This window comes from Exiguobacterium sp. U13-1, from assembly GCF_001750115.1.
Classification (GTDB): domain Bacteria; phylum Bacillota; class Bacilli; order Exiguobacteriales; family Exiguobacteriaceae; genus Exiguobacterium_A; species Exiguobacterium_A acetylicum.
Map to the genome: position 1 here is coordinate 3097746 of NZ_CP015731.1, position 17599 is coordinate 3115344.

General features: G+C 48.2%; 16 protein-coding genes and 1 riboswitch. Of the genes, 9 read left to right on the plus strand and 7 right to left on the minus strand.

Annotated elements, in window-relative coordinates; genetic code table 11:
- Positions 1–126 precede the first annotated feature (126 nt).
- Together ESP131_RS15985 and ESP131_RS15990 are read right to left on the minus strand one after the other, a co-directional pair.
- On the minus strand, positions 127–864 hold the full coding sequence (locus ESP131_RS15985) for an anti-sigma factor (protein WP_029342595.1): 738 nt from the start codon (positions 862–864) through the stop codon (positions 127–129).
- Positions 845–1408, minus strand: coding sequence for an RNA polymerase sigma factor (locus ESP131_RS15990; protein ID WP_029342596.1), 564 nt, complete (start codon positions 1406–1408; stop codon positions 845–847). The genes ESP131_RS15985 and ESP131_RS15990 overlap by 20 nt, the downstream gene beginning before the upstream one ends.
- A gap of 226 nt (positions 1409–1634) precedes the next feature.
- On the opposite strand from ESP131_RS15990, the gene ESP131_RS15995 reads away from it, so the two are divergent.
- From ESP131_RS15995 to ESP131_RS16005, 3 genes are all read left to right on the plus strand, one after another.
- A complete protein-coding gene (locus ESP131_RS15995; protein ID WP_023469359.1) occupies positions 1635–1898 on the plus strand; it encodes a metal-sensitive transcriptional regulator in 264 nt (87 codons plus the stop codon).
- A 168-nt stretch (positions 1899–2066) separates the two neighbouring features.
- Entirely contained in the window at positions 2067–2873 is an 807-nt protein-coding gene (locus ESP131_RS16000) for an SMP-30/gluconolactonase/LRE family protein (protein ID WP_029342597.1), read from the plus strand.
- Positions 2874–2999: 126 nt separating this feature from the next.
- A complete protein-coding gene (locus tag ESP131_RS16005) occupies positions 3000–3728 on the plus strand; it encodes an MBL fold metallo-hydrolase (RefSeq protein WP_029342598.1) in 729 nt (242 codons plus the stop codon).
- A 72-nt stretch (positions 3729–3800) separates the two neighbouring features.
- Here the strand turns inward: ESP131_RS16005 and ESP131_RS16010 are convergent, their stop codons facing one another.
- Positions 3801–5411, minus strand: coding sequence for an alpha-glucosidase (locus ESP131_RS16010; protein ID WP_069940959.1), 1611 nt, complete (start codon positions 5409–5411; stop codon positions 3801–3803).
- 148 nt (positions 5412–5559) lie between these two features.
- On the opposite strand from ESP131_RS16010, the gene ESP131_RS16015 reads away from it, so the two are divergent.
- From ESP131_RS16015 to ESP131_RS16030, 4 genes are all read left to right on the plus strand, one after another.
- Positions 5560–6747: an aminotransferase class I/II-fold pyridoxal phosphate-dependent enzyme gene (locus tag ESP131_RS16015; protein ID WP_069940960.1), complete on the plus strand. Its 1188-nt coding sequence runs from the start codon at positions 5560–5562 to the stop codon at positions 6745–6747.
- A 62-nt stretch (positions 6748–6809) separates the two neighbouring features.
- Positions 6810–6915: riboswitch (SAM riboswitch) on the plus strand.
- A gap of 84 nt (positions 6916–6999) precedes the next feature.
- A complete protein-coding gene (locus ESP131_RS16020; protein ID WP_029342600.1) occupies positions 7000–8013 on the plus strand; it encodes a methionine ABC transporter ATP-binding protein in 1014 nt (337 codons plus the stop codon).
- Positions 8003–8668, plus strand: a complete 666-nt coding sequence (locus ESP131_RS16025; RefSeq protein ID WP_023469366.1) for a methionine ABC transporter permease — start codon at positions 8003–8005, stop codon at positions 8666–8668. Before ESP131_RS16020 ends, ESP131_RS16025 begins: the two co-directional genes overlap by 11 nt.
- 27 nt (positions 8669–8695) lie before the next feature.
- Complete coding sequence (locus ESP131_RS16030) at positions 8696–9511, plus strand: MetQ/NlpA family ABC transporter substrate-binding protein (RefSeq protein ID WP_029342601.1); 816 nt, start codon at positions 8696–8698, stop codon at positions 9509–9511.
- A gap of 59 nt (positions 9512–9570) precedes the next feature.
- Here ESP131_RS16030 and ESP131_RS16035 read toward each other — a convergent pair whose 3' ends face one another.
- Both ESP131_RS16035 and ESP131_RS16040 read right to left on the minus strand, forming a co-directional pair.
- Entirely contained in the window at positions 9571–10071 is a 501-nt protein-coding gene (locus tag ESP131_RS16035) for a GNAT family N-acetyltransferase (protein WP_047392995.1), read from the minus strand.
- An 86-nt stretch (positions 10072–10157) separates the two neighbouring features.
- Positions 10158–11036 (minus strand): CAP domain-containing protein, encoded by an 879-nt coding sequence (locus ESP131_RS16040; RefSeq protein WP_047392992.1) that lies wholly within the window; start codon positions 11034–11036, stop codon positions 10158–10160.
- 348 nt (positions 11037–11384) lie between these two features.
- Between ESP131_RS16040 and ESP131_RS16050 the strand changes: the two genes are divergently transcribed.
- On the plus strand, positions 11385–11741 hold the full coding sequence (locus ESP131_RS16050) for a hypothetical protein (RefSeq protein ID WP_029342605.1): 357 nt from the start codon (positions 11385–11387) through the stop codon (positions 11739–11741).
- Positions 11742–11756: 15 nt separating this feature from the next.
- Here ESP131_RS16050 and ESP131_RS16055 read toward each other — a convergent pair whose 3' ends face one another.
- Positions 11757–14504 (minus strand): chitobiase/beta-hexosaminidase C-terminal domain-containing protein, encoded by a 2748-nt coding sequence (locus ESP131_RS16055; protein ID WP_069940961.1) that lies wholly within the window; start codon positions 14502–14504, stop codon positions 11757–11759.
- 129 nt (positions 14505–14633) lie between these two features.
- Entirely contained in the window at positions 14634–14813 is a 180-nt protein-coding gene (locus ESP131_RS16060) for a DUF2188 domain-containing protein (protein ID WP_029342607.1), read from the minus strand.
- Between the two features lie 600 nt (positions 14814–15413).
- Between ESP131_RS16060 and ESP131_RS16065 the strand changes: the two genes are divergently transcribed.
- Positions 15414–17444 (plus strand): thioredoxin domain-containing protein, encoded by a 2031-nt coding sequence (locus ESP131_RS16065; protein WP_047392982.1) that lies wholly within the window; start codon positions 15414–15416, stop codon positions 17442–17444.
- Positions 17445–17599 lie beyond the last annotated feature (155 nt).

Sequence of the window (17599 nt, forward strand, 5' to 3'; positions counted from 1 at the left end):
TTTCTTCAGTAAAAATTAGAAATTCATTCGATTTCTTATCATTTCAACGCGTATTTACTTATTCCATTCAGCACCTTGCACAAAAAAAAGCGAATCCGTACGAGACGGATCCGCTAAACTTCATTCTTATAACGCAACCGATGCGACGATTTCGCCTGTCGGTTTTTCTAAATCCGGTTCGGGTTCAACCGTAATGGCGACCGCGTCCACTTTGCCGTCTCCTTTAAGTGGGAAGACAGCTGCTGCTTCTCCATCTTTTTCGATGACACCGTTCGCAGTAGGTGTTTCGCCTTCGATCGTCCATAACTGATAAAGTTGCCCTTCTTGAAGGGGTGGTAAATCTTTTAACTGAACCAGCATGTACGATTTATCGTTTTGTGTGAAAATCATGCTCGATCCTTTGATGGACTCTGTGCTTTCGAAGTTCCCCATCCCTTTGATTTCATCCATCGCTAACGTCTCAGGTGTATCCGTACTTTCTTCCTGTGAGAGGAAGTAGGCATTCGCACCAAGTGAGAGAATCAAGGCGGCGGCGATACTCATCAACCAGCCGAGTGGGACACTCTTTTTCTTCGTTTGTTGCTGACGTGCTTGTTTGATGTCTACCGGAGTAGTCATCGGTGCTTCCTTCGGAGATGCTGTCTCTGCTGAACCAAGGACTTCTCCAAGAATCCGTGCTTTCATACCTGCAGGAACGGGTCGCTCCGGAAGCGATTCAGCGATGGGAAGCATGAGTTCTTCCATTTCTAAAAGCGCTTCACGACATTCTTCGCACGTCGCAAGATGCGCTTCGAACGCGTCGCGATCTGCTGCGGATAATGTTCCATTGAAATAATCGATTAAGTCATGACAACGTTCTTCCATCTCGTTCCCTCCCATCCATTCGTTTTCGTAATGCTTGAATCGCGCTCCTGATTCGCGTCTTGACCGTTCCAAGAGGTAAATCGAGCTGCTCTGAAATCTGTTGCTGCGTCATACCCTGGAAGTAAACGAGTTCAATCAGCTCTTGCTGTTCGGGTTTCAGTTCACTAACCGCCCCGCGCACTTCAGCAGCCGTTTCCCGCTGCATGACCGTCCGCTCGACCGGCTCGTCATATCCACCATCGCGCTCCTCGACTTCGATTGTCGGTTGTCGTTTTTCGCGACGGAGACAATCAAGTGCCGCGTTACGTGTAATCGTTAAAATCCACGATGAAAACTTTCCTTTTTGTGTATCAAAATCAACACGACCATTCCAAATCTTCATCCATACTTCTTGTATGACTTCTTCGGACAACCGGTCATTATTCGTAAAGCGATGGGCGAATGAGAACAACAGCCTCTCGTACTTATCGTACAATGTCTCGAGAGCTTGCTCATCACCGCTACGCATCAGATGATAAAGCGATTCATCGGATTGAGTGTGCATCCTTCTCCTCCTTCTGATGTCAGCCTTATCATATAGTATACGCAAGCTGACACCAAATCGTTTTCGATTTTATCAAATTTCTAAGTAAAAAACTTCACCACATCCATATTCCCTCATTCTATCAAAAATATAGCTTAAAATTCTGTTGAATTGACAGCGATACCGTAATGGGCATAGCATAAAGATACTACATGACGTCAGGTCAACGGGAATCGGAGGAATAATAATGGATTATGATCGGAAGATGAAGAACCGTGTTAGTCGGATCGAAGGACAGCTACGAGGCATTTTACGGATGATGGAAGAAGGGCAAGATTGCCGCGATGTCATCACCCAGCTTTCCGCTGCCCGTTCCGCGATTGACCGGACGATCGGCGTCGTCGTCAGTTCGAATCTAATTGAGTGCGTCAAGGACGCCGAACAAAATGGCGATGGACAAACCGAGGAACTCGTCAAGGAAGCGGTCAACTTGCTCGTTAAGAGCCGCTGATATAACGCTCGTAGGATAGTCTGCTTTGATAGCAGGCTATTTTTTTTAGACGTTTATTTAGTATACCAGCTGTTTGATCCAGGTTTGATTGCGCGTCAAAACAGGTATACTAAATTGTTATTATCTGGACTGCTCGTAAAAGGTGTCCACTTAGGAGGAAGAGTACTTATGACCGTTTCCCTATTCATTGATGTCGCATGTAAGACAGGCGAATCTCCTGTTTACGACGCAAAAACAAAGCGCTTTTATTTCGTTGATATTCCGAATCAACTTCTTTTTTCATATGACCTCGTCACAGAAGCGCTCAAACCGTATACGTTACCAAGCGCCATCACATCGATTGCCTTGACCGATGCACCGGATTTATTACGTGTCACGGCTGAACACGGATTCGGAACGTTTGATCTCAAAGAAGGACACTTGTCTCTTGAGCATCAACTGTCGTTACCCGATTCCGACCGAATGAACGACGGAAAGCTTGATCCGACCGGACAATATGTTGCCGGTAGCATTAATGAAGAAGACGGCAAGACCGCTGGATTGTTCCGTCTGCGTCACGATGGTTCCATCGATGTCTTGCACGAAGACTTAACGAACTCGAATGGACTCGTCTGGTCAGAAGATGGCAAGACGCTCTATCACATCGATACACCGACGAAAAAAGTCTATGCCTTTGACTACGCTCCAGACGCACCACTTTCGAATAAGCGTGTCGCCGTTGACCTTGAAGAGGAAGAAGGGTTCCCGGATGGTATGACGAAGGACGCGGAAGGTCACGCTTGGATCGCACATTATGCTGGATCATGCATCACCCGGTGGGATCTTGCGACAGGCGAAAAATTGGATCATGTCGACTTCCCAGTCGCAAATCCGACGTGTCCGATTTTCTATGAAGATCGATTGCTCGTCACGACCGCTGCTAATGGAGATGATGCACCACACGCTGGTGCCGTCTTCGCCGTAACATTTGAATAATTCGTAGAGGAGGGATCATCTTTTTAGAGGTGATGCCTCTTTTTCCACACAATTCGTCTAGACGCATCTAAAAAAACAGACGATACTAAAGAAGAAGACTATTCATTTTTTGAAGGAGTGAAGCCGATGCGTGTCACGACAATCGAACGTTTACACCAATTGCAGACGACCCCATCCTTTTTCCCGGTCAACTGCTACCTGTTTGAAGAAGTAGACAGTTTAACATTGATTGATGCCGGACTCGGAATCAACGCAAAGGCGCTCTATCACTACATTCGACAGCAAGAGAAACCACTCGGTGCAATCATCCTGACTCATGCGCACGCCGATCATGTCGGCTCACTTGATTTCCTGGCGAACGCCTTCCCACTCGCTGAAGTCTGTATCAGTTACCGAGATGCTGCATTGCTCAGCGGGGATGAGACGCTACGAGAAGGTGAAACGACACCCTTAAAAGGGGGCATTCCGAAAAACATCAAAACGCGACCGGATCGATTACTCGAGAGTGGTCAACAAGTCGGTAGTCTCAGTGTCATCGCCTCACCCGGCCATACACCTGGCTCAATCTCGCTTTGGCATGAAGGAAGCCGGACCTTGATCGCTGGAGATGCTTTTCAGACGCAAGGTGGACTTGCCGTCTCCGGTGATGTCCGTTGGCAATTCCCGTTCCCCGCACTCGCGACATGGGATCCGGACGTTGCCCTTCGCTCAGCTGATCAACTGACGGAACTGTCTCCAGATATTCTTGCCGTCGGACACGGTCCCCTCATTCTCGGACCGAGTTACGAGATGCGACAAGCCGTCGATCGATTCACTCAGGTCTTACAGACGAAAAAATCATCACCTTTCAAATAATATACGCATATGAAAAACATCCGCGAACGTGTTCCTGATATGTCGCGGATGTTTTTTCGTTCAACAGACGACTCACTTCTGTTCTGTAACAGTATAACGGTAGACGCGTGCTTCATAGGGACGCAAGATATCCGGGCTATCCGGATAGTTTGATACGAGCAATTTTTCATGTGGTAAAACGAGGGCAGTCTGCATCGGTTCATCATGCACGTTGAGGACGATCCGCCAGACCTCTCCCTCTAGTTCCCGCTCATAGATATAGAGATATGGATCATGGAGTGCTAAGTCTCGGTACGTACCGTAGACCATAATCGGATGATCCTTTCGCATCTGAATCAACGATCGGTAAAAAGCAAGCACGGACGATGGATCGGCTTCTGCCTGCGCGACATTGATGTCTGTATAATTCGGATTGACCGCTAACCATGGTTTCCCACTCGTAAAACCGGCTTCATGCGTGTCGTCCCACTGCATCGGCGTGCGGGAGTTATCGCGGGCGAGTAACTGCATCGATGAGAGTACGACCTCCGGGTCCTCTCCACCAGCAACGCGTTCTTCGTATCGATTGCGAAAGGCGACGTCTTGATAGAGCGATGGATCTGAGAAACGAATCCCCGTCATGCCGATTTCTTCTCCTTGGTACACGTACGGAATGCCAGGTAACGTATGCAACATCAAACCGAGTAATTTCGCACTCTCGACCCGGTACCGTTCACTGCCGAATCGCGTCACTTGTCGCGTATGATCATGGTTGTTGAGGAACTGTGAATTGACACCTAGTGGGTATAAGACGTCGTACCAGCGTTTCTGAATTTCCTTGAATCGTAAGAGATCCATTGCCTCCATGTCGTCCGCGATTTCGAAGTGAAACAGCGTCCGAAGTTCTTCTCGTTCTTCACTGACATATAACAGACCGTCTTCCGGACCAACGAACGGAATCTCACCGACTGTGAATAAATCTTTTCCCGCAAGGACGTTCGCATGCATCTCCTGCAGGAAGTCATGCACGCCTGGCTGATTTCCAAGGTACGATAGATCAAACGGATTGGCGACATCCTCGAACGACCGTTTTTTGATCAAGTTGATGACATCCATCCGGAAGCCGTCAATCCCTTGAGCGATCCACCAGTTCATCATATCGTAGATCGCTTGCCTCACAGCTGGGTGCTCCCAGTTTAAGTCTGGCTGTTCTTTTGCGAAGGAATGAAAATAATACTGCCCGCGCTCTTCACTCCACGTCCACGGGCTTGGCGCAAAGTAGGAGCGCCAATTGTTTGGAGGCGTATCTTTCGTGCCATCCTGCCAGATATACCAGTCTTCCTTATCGTTGATCCGCTCCCGCGACTGACGGAACCAGTCATGCTGGTCACTTGTATGGTTCACGACTAAATCGAGAATGACCTTCAATCCACGGGCATGAGCGGTCGTGATCAACTCCTGTAGATCTCCCATCGTTCCGGCTTTTTCCATGATCCCGTAATAATCGGCAATATCATAACCGTTATCGACGTCCGGTGAACGATAACATGGATTCAACCAGACGACATCGACACCTAGTGAAGCGATGTAATCAAGCTTGTCGATGACACCTCGCAAATCACCGATCCCATCCCCGTTCGAATCTTTAAAGCTACGCCAGTAGACTTGATAGACGACCGCCTCTTTCCAGTTAGCTCGCTTCATCTCCTCACTCCTCTCCCTACTCTTTATTCCCGCTCCACTTATCTGTACCTGTTTATCCGACAATTTTTTTGAATTTCGAAAAAGTTCTTTTCTTTTGACTGAATATTCGTTATCCTTGACGACAATACCACGAAGGAGGCATTCATCCATGAAACATTTCGCTCCATCCATCGCCATTGATCGGCTTCCTGCTCCCGTTTTCGCTGAGCTCGCAAACCGAATCGGTGCTGTAAAAGCTGCCGGACACGATGTCATCACACTTGGTCAAGGAACACCCGATCAAACGACGCCCGTACATATTCTCGATGCGTTAAAACAAGCCATCGACGAGCCAACGAACCTTCAATATCCACCGTTTCGTGGCCATGATTTTCTAAAACAAGCCGTCGCCAGCTTTTATGCGACTGAATTCGGCGTCACGATCGATCCGGCAACGGAAGTCGCGATTCTCCTCGGCAGTAAAGCCGGAATCGTCGCCTTACCGCAGACGATCGTCAACCCTGGAGAAGGTGTCATCGTCCCCGATCCAGGATACCCGGATTACCTGTCTGGCGCCGCACTTGCTGGCGCATTCCCGATTACGCTTCCGTTGCTCGAGAAAAACGGTTTCTTACCCGATTACGACTTACTTGATACGACGGATGTCGAGCGTGCCCGGATGTTGTTCCTCAACTACCCGAGTAATCCGACAGGCGCTACGGCGACGGCAGAAGCCTTCGAACAGACAGTCGCTTTCGCCGATGCCCATGATATCTGTGTCGTCCATGACTTAGCATACGGCGGCATCAGTTTCGATGGTCCGACGCGAAGTTTCCTGCAAACGGAAGGTGCAAAAGACGTCGGGATCGAGCTATTCTCACTCTCAAAACGCTTCAACATGTCAGGCTTCCGGATTGCCTTCGCAATCGGAAATTCGTCCGTCATCTCAAGCATCGAGACGTATCAGGAACATCTTTACGTCAGTGCCTTCACACCGATTCAACATGCTGCGACCGTCGCTCTGACGAGTGACCAGACATGTGTCCGTGAGTTAAGTAGCTTGTATGAAACACGACGTGATGCATTGTTCGCAAAACTTGATGCGATCGGTTGGAGTGGACCACGTCCGGGCGGTTCCTTCTTCGTCTGGCTGCCTGTTCCTGAAGGTTACACGTCCCAGAGCTTCACCGATCATCTGCTTGACGAAGCACATGTCGCCGTGACGCCTGGATCATTCTTCGGCGAATACGGTGAAGGCTACGTCCGGATCAGTCTGATTGCTGATGTCGAACGATTGGAAGAGGCCGTCGACCGAATCGGAACGCTCAACCTATTCCGGACACCTGTTGCGGAATAATTCAAAAAAAATATTTGACAGATGGGAATCATTTCCGTTAAAGTAAATCCCAACAGCATAACTACTTATCGAGAGCGACCGAGGGATTAGGCCCAACGACGTCCGGCAACCACCTATCAGGAACGGTGCCACATCCTACAGAATGGATTTCATTCTGAGAGATAAGTTACGAAATCTTACACTTTCGTCGCTTTTTTCTGGTTGCTCTGCTACTAGGAAAAAGCGACTTTTTTTGTACAAGGAGATGAGCGGATGATTGAATTCAAACAGATTACAAAACGGTTCGTCCGAGACCGGACTCCGATTTTCGCATTACGAGATGTTGATTTGACGATTCAAAAAGGAGAAATCTTCGGGATCATCGGTGAATCCGGTGCCGGTAAAAGTACATTGCTTCGCCTGATCAACGGGCTCGAGCACCCGACACAAGGAACCGTCAAGGTCGACGGTGTCTCGCTCGGCGGGATGTCAAAAGCGGACTTACGTCAACTTCGTTTGCGGACAGGGATGATTTTTCAACATTTCCAATTGATCCAGTCGCGCAACGTCGCGGATAACATCGCTTTTGCACTCAAGGCTGCTGGCGTCAAACGAGCAGATTTCCCGGAGCGCATTCGCGAACTCGTCTCGCTCGTCGGACTTGAAGGATTTGAGACGAACTTCCCGAGTCAATTAAGCGGTGGGCAGAAACAGCGCGTTGGGATTGCCCGGGCACTCGCAAACAATCCGACCGTTTTGTTATGTGATGAAGCGACATCAGCTCTTGACCCGGTCACGACGCTTCAGATTCTTGATTTGTTAAAAGATTTGAATGAACGACTCGGATTGACGATCGTCCTCATCACGCATGAAATCGATGTCGTCAAACAGATTTGTCATCGTGTCGCCGTCATGTCGCAAGGGGAAGTCGTCGAAGTCGCCTCTACCTATGACTTGTTCAGCCAAGCCAAACATCCGGTGACGCAACATTATGTCGACACGGCGTTACAAATCGAGCTACCGGAACGCATCTTACAAGCGACACCGGGAAAAATCATCCGCTTGCAGTTCACAGGCGAGAAGACCGGCGAGAGTACGTTATCAGAAGCAATCCGCCGTTACGATATCTCAGTCAGCATCTTGCACGGCAAGGTCGACTACATTCAAGACGTCGCCTTCGGTGTCCTGATTGTCAGCTTGACGGGATCATCCGACCAAATCGCTCCTGCCCTCGACTGGCTCGCGACGGAACTTCACGCACTCGAGGTGATTCAGGATGTGGCTTGATCGTATTCAAACGATGTTACCTGAGCTCTTGAAGGCACTCGGCGAGACAGCATGGATGGTCGGAATTTCACTCGCCTTCGCATTGGTCGTCGGGATTCCGCTCGGGATTCTCTTGTTCGTCACCGACCGCGGATTATTTTTTCAAAACCTTGCCGTCCGACGTGTTCTTGATTTCGTCGTCAACATCGTCCGGTCGCTACCGTTCATCATCTTGCTAGTTGCCCTCATTCCGTTAACGAAGTTCTTGCTCGACAATACGATTGGTCCGACGGCAGCATCCGTCAGCCTCAGTGTCGCAGCGATTCCGTTTCTCGCGCGACTCGTCGAAACATCACTACGTGAGATTCCGCCCGGTTTGATTGAAGCAGCGGAAGCGTGCGGGGCAAAACCATTACGAATCATCGTCAGCGTCCTTTTACCGGAAGCACTTCCCGGCATCATTCAAGGCATCACATTAACGACGATCAGTCTGATCGGCTTCTCGGCGATGGCTGGTATCGTCGGCGGCGGTGGTGTTGGTGACCTCGCGATCCGTTTCGGTTACTATCGCTACGATAATCTCATCATGATCGTGACGATCGTCGTGCTCATCGTTATCGTTCAAAGTATTCAAGCACTTGGCAATCAACTGGCGCGAAAAACAGATAAACGCTAATCATACATACAAAGGGAGAGTGGAATCATGAAAAAACGATATGCCTTTTTAGCAACAGCCTTACTCGGTGCAGGAGTCCTCGCGGGATGTGGAGACAGCAGTGCTGATGAAAAAGACAAGACGATCAAGATTGGTGCGACGAGTGGTCCGTATAGCGACATGGTCAAACAAGCGATCCAGCCACAACTCGAAAAGAAAGGCTATAAAGTCGAAATCGTCGAGTTCAGCGATTACATCCAACCGAACATCGCCCTCGGTAGCGGAAACATCGACGCCAACTTGTTCCAACACTCGATCTATCTCAAGACGTTTTCTAAAGAAAAGAACCTCGATTTAAAAGGACTCATCACGGTCCCGACAGCACCGATGGGACTATACAGCAAGACAGCGAAGACACTCGACGACGTCAAGACCGGTGCTGAAGTCGCGACGCCGAATGATCCGACGAACCAAGCACGAGCACTGAACCTCTTGGCAGAACAAGGCTGGATTGAACTTAAGCCGGATGTCGATCCACTGACCGTTTCCGAGAAAGATATCGTCAAGAATCCGAAGAAACTCGTCATCAAACCACTCGAAGCGGCTCAATTGCCACGTGCTGTCGAAAGTGTCGATATCTCAGCTGTTCCAGGGAACTTCGCGCTTGCTGCGAAATTCGACTTACTCGATGCGTTAGCGCTTGAGACGATGGACGAACAATACCGTAACCTCGTCGCTGTCCAAACGAAAGATGCGGACAAACAAGTCGCAAAAGACTTAAAAGCAGCCGTCGAATCGGACGCCTTCAATACAGTCATCGAAAAATCATTTAAAGGCTTCAGCAAGCCTGAATGGGCAAATTGATTCAAAAAACGACCGACATTCAATGAGATTACCTCTCCTTGAATGTCGGTCGTTTTGTGTTAAAACCGATACCACATCTGTTCTTCATCATGATACATATCATCGATTTTCAGCGCCCGTGGTTCAATCGCGTATGATTCAAAACCAAGTGAGCGATATAACGCTTTAGCAGCTTCATTCGTCCGGACGACCGAGAGATGGACTTGCTCAATCACAGGACGCTGCTTTAATGTACGACGTAATGCCTCTTGTACGAGTTGTCGTCCGACCTGTTGCTTTCGAGTGCGTGGCGTGACGTACATCGCAAATAGATTCGCCCGATGTTTCATCTTCACTGGCTCTAAACAGACGATGGTGACGACACCGACGAGTTCTCCTTCATGAAACGCACCGAACGTCGATACCTGTTCACTTTTGAGACGCGTTGCGTACTGTTCGACCGGTCGATCTTTTTCTGCTTCATAATCAGAACCGAATGCTTCCGGATGATTCTGCAACGCCTCTAATCGTAACGCCTTATACAGTACTGCATCTTCTGCCGTCAATTGACGTATTTCCAACTGTTCCACCTCCTACCTGTATTATAGAATGAACTAACTCATAAAAAAGAGGACGACATCGAGCGATATCGTCCTCCATTCTTCTATTAAGGTGTTCGGAAATTAATCGTGAAGTACGGTGAATCATCTCGGAATGCTACACCGACATCCGCCTGCTTGAAGCTCTTTTGAAGGATGTTATCGCGGTGTCCTTTTGAGTTCATCAAGCCCCAATGCGCCGCAAAGACATTCGGATAACCCATCGAGAGATTCTCACCGGCTCCCATGAACTTGATACCGCCTTGTTCCATTCGATCGAACGGATCGCGACCTTGTGGATCTGTATGCGAGAAGAAATTATTCTTCGCCATGTTCTCGCTGTGACCGCGTGTGACCGGCTTCAGTGCCGTGTACGGTGCTAACGGATTCAACTTATAGTCAACCCGTTCCCAGTTCATCAACCGAAGCATCAGTTTCTCATCTGTCGTTCGTAACGCATTCGAAGCCGTACCATAGAAGCCTTTTTTCTTCGCTTCGACGTCTTTTGGAATCGCAAGCGTCGCTTTGACCTTATTGCCGTCATGCTGATCGAAGAAGTACGTCACGTAATTGCCTTTCTTCTCATAGACCGCGGCATGATCCAGGTTCAACATGTAGTTTGTGTTGCCTTTACGGTAGGACTTCACTGCGGTCCAACCCTTTTTCTTCAGCGACGATTCCGTATCTTTATTAAGAACGGCACCTTGCGTCGTCACCCCGTTCTTGAAACGATACTTCCCGTAGTCCTTACCATCTTTCGTCAAGGCGACGAATTCCTCCGTTGATGTCCGTCTGACTTCCCAGTCGTATCCCGGGTACTCACTGCTATATCGATCAATCAGCTTGCCGCCGCTTTTCGGGTAATCGGCTTCTGCTTGTTCCATTGGAATGTTTTCGTAGCCGAAAAAGGCTACTGCTGCTACTCCGATGATCAACCATTTTTTCATGTCCTCGTTTCGCCTCCTTCTACTTCATTACCTTTATTTTAAAAGAAAATCATTCCTTCGAACAGTCATCGGCTCTCATTTGTCTAAATCACATCTTTCGTCCACAAATCCGACATATTTCGTGAGAACGCTCCCATTTCAAAAAAGCTTTTGTTTAAACGATTCTTGAAAGAATTTAATATACATTCTAAACTATCTTCCCCTATTGTTGAAATGTGCGAACATTCTTTTATTTCATTCTCAGCGAATTTTGATTGCTCTCCGATTATCGACTCGGTATCATTAGAATTCGTAAGCCAAACTTTCAATGCTTTTCCAAATAACAAGATGATATGAAGGAGTTGACCTATGGTTTTACTGTATTTCATTTATGAATCCATTGCTTTTTTACCGATTCAACAATACTTATTTTCCGGCTGGATGATTCTTGTCGTCTTGACCGTATCGTTTAGTTTAGCGAATGCACACGAAGATGTCCGCCTGAATCAACGGCTCGGTTTCGAGTTGCTCGTACCCGGATCAGGTATGCTTCTCTCTAAGAAATTCATTCCTGGTCTTGCTATCATCCTTTTTTTAATCTTGATCCACTTCACGTATATGTTCCGCGTCATTCCTCTACCGATTGCTTTAATTTCGACGCTCTCTATCAGCACCCTCTCACTTCTTTCGCTTTTAATTCCAGCACGCAAAAAAGCGGACCGCTAAGTCCGCTTTTTAATTTTATTGATATTTTGTTGTTTCTTTCAACTTATACTTGTTCGACAGTTCAAGCCAAACCGTTTTTCCTTTGATCGTTTTGACTTGAATGTATGGACGCCCTTGCGAAACACGGAGTGCAAGCAACTCACCTTGTTGGTCTGCATGTGTTTCACTTGCTTTATCCCAGTTGCGCCCTAGTTTCCGTTCAATGAAGATATGTTTTCCTTTTTGAACAGCACGCCAGATGCCGACTTCTGCTTTTCCTTTGACAGGTACGGCCGTCTCTGCACCTTGAATCGAGATGATCGCTGGATCGTGATCACTCGCGCTACCGTCTGCTTCCATATACTCTGAGTTGATGTTGACGATATCCGACGACGTATACGATTTCAAGTTATTCGAGATCAAGATATGGTCGAGCACTTGAGCGTTTCCGTTATAGACATACGAGTACCGCTCTGATTCCGGCAGATCGTCGACTGTGTTCCACAAGTTATCACCTTTTAAGATATCAAGTGTTTTCGAGAACTGGAAGTCGTTCAAGTCACCGAGAACGACGACGTTCGAGTCTTTGACTTCCGTCTTCAATTCAGAGACGAAGTCCTGAACGATGTTCGCAATCGCATGACGCTGGACTTCACTTTTACGCACGACCGGTTGGTTTTTACCGAAGTCAGCTCCGTCGCCACCTTTTGAGTTGAAGTGGTTGACGATGACATGGTACGAATCACCGTTAAAGAGGAATTCTGCGACGAGTGGTTTCCGTGAACTCGCGAAGTTCGGATCCGTCGGCTGGATACGACCTGGGTTTTTCGTTAACTTACCTTCTTCCACCGCAACGGCTTCTGTCGCGCTACCTTTTTCACCTGGTGCGAGCGATACACGTGCTGGATTGTAGAGGAATCCGACACGGATGTTTCCGCCTGGCTGTCCACCGTCTTTCTTATCTTCTGGTGCGATGTCTGTGTACGCATACCGGACACCTGTTTTCGCTTCGATCGCTGCAATTAATGTCTCAAATGATTTCGAAGCATCAACTGTACCGCTATCCGTCGCACCATCGTTATCCTGCATCTCTGTCAAACCGACGATGTCCGGTGTCTTGAGGAATGTCGCAATACCTTCTGAGACACGATCGACTTTTCCAGCGTCTGCTGTTGAGGCGAAGTTCTCGACGTTGTACGAAGCGACAGTCAGGCGTGATTCACCCGTTTCGATGTTCGTCGGCTGACGATCTGCTTCACGCGCAACGAGTTTCGGAAGGTCCGCTGCTTTTGAAAGTACTTTATACGCCGAATAGTTGTAGCTCATGACCCCTTCGATCGTTCCGTCGAACGTATCACCAGCTTTCGCACGGAACGACGAGCTACCCATCTCAACGAAGAGACGTTCCGGGTTGACGTTGTCCTTCGTCAAGATTGGAGTTCCGCGTTTCGTATAGACCTTATCCGCAGTCTGCGTCCGAACTGGAATCGTCCGGTTTGCTTGCGGACCTGTGACGATTGCATTCGGTAAAGCGACACGCATGCCTTCTAAGCTTTCATACAAATCAATCGCATCTTCTTCTGGGTCAAACTGAGCGAACGAGTCGTTATCAACGACTTGTGTCGGAATCAAGACACCTTCATCACCGAGAACAATACTCGCTGGTAACCCTTCGTTGAGTGCACCCTTCACAAGATTGACCGTACTGATTTCCGTGACTGCTAAGTCTGTATCGAACTTATCGCTGTAGCCGCCAAGCAACCACTCTTTGACATATCCTGTCGTCGCGACTTTTTGTCCAACAGCAGCACCGTGGTTTTTTGCATAGACGAGAATCCCTTCTGATGTCCGGCTGTCGTTATCCGGATTCGGATCCTGCATGTAGAAGTTATTCGCATCGACGACATACGTGACGACACCTGTCGTCCGGACGAGCTGGTCGGCATATGGTGATGTATGCGCAATACCTTGGATGCTGTTGATTTTCGTGATCGGTGGTGCGATGTAATACTTAAACGTCGAAACAGCTGACGTTTTACCGTCCTTGACGGCAACTGCTTGAATCGTCACTTCATCGTTGATCGTAATGGGTGATGTGTACACTGGACTGTCGACAGTCGGTGTCGTGCCATCAACCGTATAATGGATCGTTCCTTCGCCTGACAACGTTACTTGATCTCCACGTTCCACTTCACCAACCGGAGAAGCTGTAGGTGCCGCGAGAACGTCGCCCGCTTCTGTCTGATGACTGCCGAGATTCGTCAGTGTATCAACCGGGAAGCTCGTCCACTGTGATGGTTCGTACGTTTTAGCACCCGATGTGACGCCTGATTTCCGGACAAGTGTCGTATCTTTTGCGAAATCCGTCGATGAACCGAGTGGCCCGATGATATCAAGAACGACATCACCCTTTTTCAATGCAATCGGATCATTCCCGTTGAAGTTCAATGATCCCGTCGTCAATTGTGCTTTTGCTTTAATATCTGCATTCGCACTCGAGTTCGCGATGACGAACGTCTTCCCTGGATCCACTTTCCCTGATAGTGTGATTTTCGCTTCTGACGGTCCACCATTCGTATACTGAACGAGTGTATAGTCTGCTAAGTCAATGATTTGCCCCGACCCATTGTATAGCTCGATTGCCTTGTTGTTGCTTGTTCCTTCTATGTATTCAGACAAGATGACGCCTTCGCCTTCTGCCCCGACAAGACCCGCTTGTGGAAGGATTCCTGCTGTTAATACTCCGGCCAATGCCCACTTTCCAAACGTACTGCCGTATTTCATGATGAGACCCCCTATTGAATTTTCTGACACTTCTTTATAATATCAGATTATATTCTCAATAGTGTATATTTTTCGTAAAAAAAGATACCATCCTTCGTAAATGAAAGGAATGGTATCGCTTACAACTTTTTATTGTTCGTCTTTGTGACTTTCGTACCATTTTTCAGCTTGCGACGTCGCAATCGGGATCGCGCGTCCTTCTTCATACCCTTCTTCTAACAGAGCGTTCGCAATCTCAATCGCTTTTTTCCGAAGTGGCGGATCAAAATTCTTGAATGACTCTGGATAATCCTTTTCGTTCCATGGCATGTCGTCACCCCCTTCTTTCAGCATTACCCAAAAAAAGGCACAAAAAAAACGCCTCATCAGCGTGTCGTTGTTTTTGGTTGTCATGAGAATCGAGGATTACAGGTGATCAAAACACCTGAAACGACGAAAGCCCTACCTCTCTTTCGTTGTTACGGCTCCTTGGCCGCGCCAGCTGAATCAAGCATTTTAGCAAGAATCGTGATGCGTCTGCAACGGACGCATGATACTGGGATTTTTAGAAATAGCTCGGGAATGAGCGGAAAAGTATCGATTGGAAGGTTTATCTTGCTGGGTCAACTTCTCCTCGTAGTATGAAGAAGGACAAAATAAAAGCGATGACTTATGTCTGACTCATTTGTCAGTAGCGGTCTAAAAATCCTGACCTGTCGATTTAATTGTATGATATGGATTGAAGATTCTCACATGAGTGATCATCCCCGATTCATGACTTATATTAATCTATCACACTTTCTTTTATAAAGTCAATTTTTCTTTTAAAAAACCGTTTTCTCCTGTCTCAGAATTGGAGTTGCACCTGCCGTAAAAGCCGAGTATCGTGAAGAGGAATCATTACTATAGAAGAAACGAGGGAAATCCATCATGCCGAATCGACTTATCCATGAAACGAGTCCCTACCTATTGCAACACGCTCACCAGCCTGTCGATTGGTACCCATGGGGCGAAGACGCCTTCACTGCCGCTCGAGAAAGCGGCAAGCCGATCTTTTTATCGATTGGTTATTCGACGTGCCATTGGTGCCATGTGCTGTCTCATGAGAGCTTTGAGGATGAAGAAACGGCACGACTCTTGAACGAACGCTACATCGCAATCAAGGTCGACCGGGAAGAACGTCCTGACATCGACCATGTATACATGACGGCGGCTCAAGTCATGAACGGACAAGGCGGCTGGCCACTGAGCGTCTTCATGACAGCGGACCAGCAACCGTTTTATATCGGCACGTATTTTCCGAAGACACCTCAGTTCAATCGTCCGAGTTTTCGTCAGGTGACGCTTCAGCTCAGCGAACAATTCCGCCGTTCACCAGATAAAATCGCCCAAGTCGGTCAGAACATGTCGCAGACGCTTCGCGATGTATTGCAGCCTGCGACTTCTACCCATAATTGGAATGAATCGATCATTCATGACACCTTCGATCAGGCGATGCGTCAATTCGACCGTCAACACGGTGGATTCGGAGAGGCACCGAAGTTTCCGTCGCCTGCCCTACTTCGTTTCTTGCTTGATTATTATCAATACGCGGAAGACGAGACGGCGCTCCATATGGTCATGCGATCGCTGATCGCGATGCGTGACGGCGGGATGACGGATCAAGTCGGCTACGGTCTGTTCCGTTACACGGTCGATGCCGAGTGGCAGATTCCTCATTTCGAGAAGATGCTGTACGACAATGCTTGGTTCGCGACCTTATGCATCGAGACGTACCAAGTGACCGGACAAATTCGATTCCGTCGCTACACAGAAGAAATACTTACATTCGTAGAGCGTGAGTTGTCTGCACCGGACGGCACCTTCTACGCTGCACTAGATGCGGATAGTGAAGGAGGCGAAGGACATTTTTATACGTTCACGGTAGCTGAACTGACGGACTTACTCGGACCAGACGCACTGTTCCCGCGCTTCTACCATGCTTCACCATCGGGGAACTTCGAAGGACGGAACGTCTTTTATCGAACAGGACGAACACTTGAGGCATTCGCATGTTCTGCTCACTTGTCGCCTGCTGAAACAGCGGCGCAACTCGAACGCGAGCGCCAGCTTCTCCTCAATGCGCGAAATGAACGTCCGCGCCCGTTTCGTGATGATAAACGGTTGACATCGTGGAATGCGATGATGATCTCGACATTCGCTAAAGCCGGTCGCGTCTTCGGTGAACCGTACTATACTCATGTCGCAACGCGTGCGATGACGTCGCTTGAACGATTCGTCCGTACGGAGAATCAACTTGCCGTTCATTACCGCGAAGGACAAGCAATCGGACACGGATTCCTCGATGACTATGCGTATTTGATCGACGCACATCTTGAACTGTTCCAATCAACACGACGGGCACTTCATCTAAAGGAGGCTTTAGCACTTGCAGATGTGCTACAAGAACAGTTCCAAACAGCGGATGGTTATTTTTATCTGACGTCTTCACACTCCGACGAACTACTCGTTCGTCCACTTGATCTGTATGATGGGGTCACACCCGCCGGAAACAGCGTTGCCTTACATGTCTTCTTCACGCTCAGTCGCCTCACCGGGCGTCTCGTCTATCAAGAAAGTGCTGAACGGGCTCTTTCGGCATTAGTAGAGGAAGTCGAGCAACAACCAACAGGCTTTGCCTCACTTGTCAGTACTTTCACCTACCGGCAGATGGAACCGAAGGAATTGATCATCTTGATTCCTGAAGAGTCGGAGATTCCAATCGAAATCGATCAACTGCAACGGATGCGCTTGCCAGAAGTCGCTTTGTTGATTGGGACGAAGCGTGACCTTCTACCGCTTGTACCACTGCTCGCAGATTATCCTGAACCAAACGTACCTACTGCTTATCTCTGTCATGATTTTTCGTGTGAACGACCAACGACGAATCTGACGGAACTCCTCGCTCGTCTCAACATCTGACCATATTCCCTCTTGTTTAAAAAAACAGGAGGGTTTTTCAAAAAACCAGACCCCTTTTTTCAAAAAAATTCAATATTTTGTTCATAAAAATCCGATATTGTCGATAGTAAGGATAGGCAATAGATTTCACAACTTAGACTTAGACATCCTAGAAG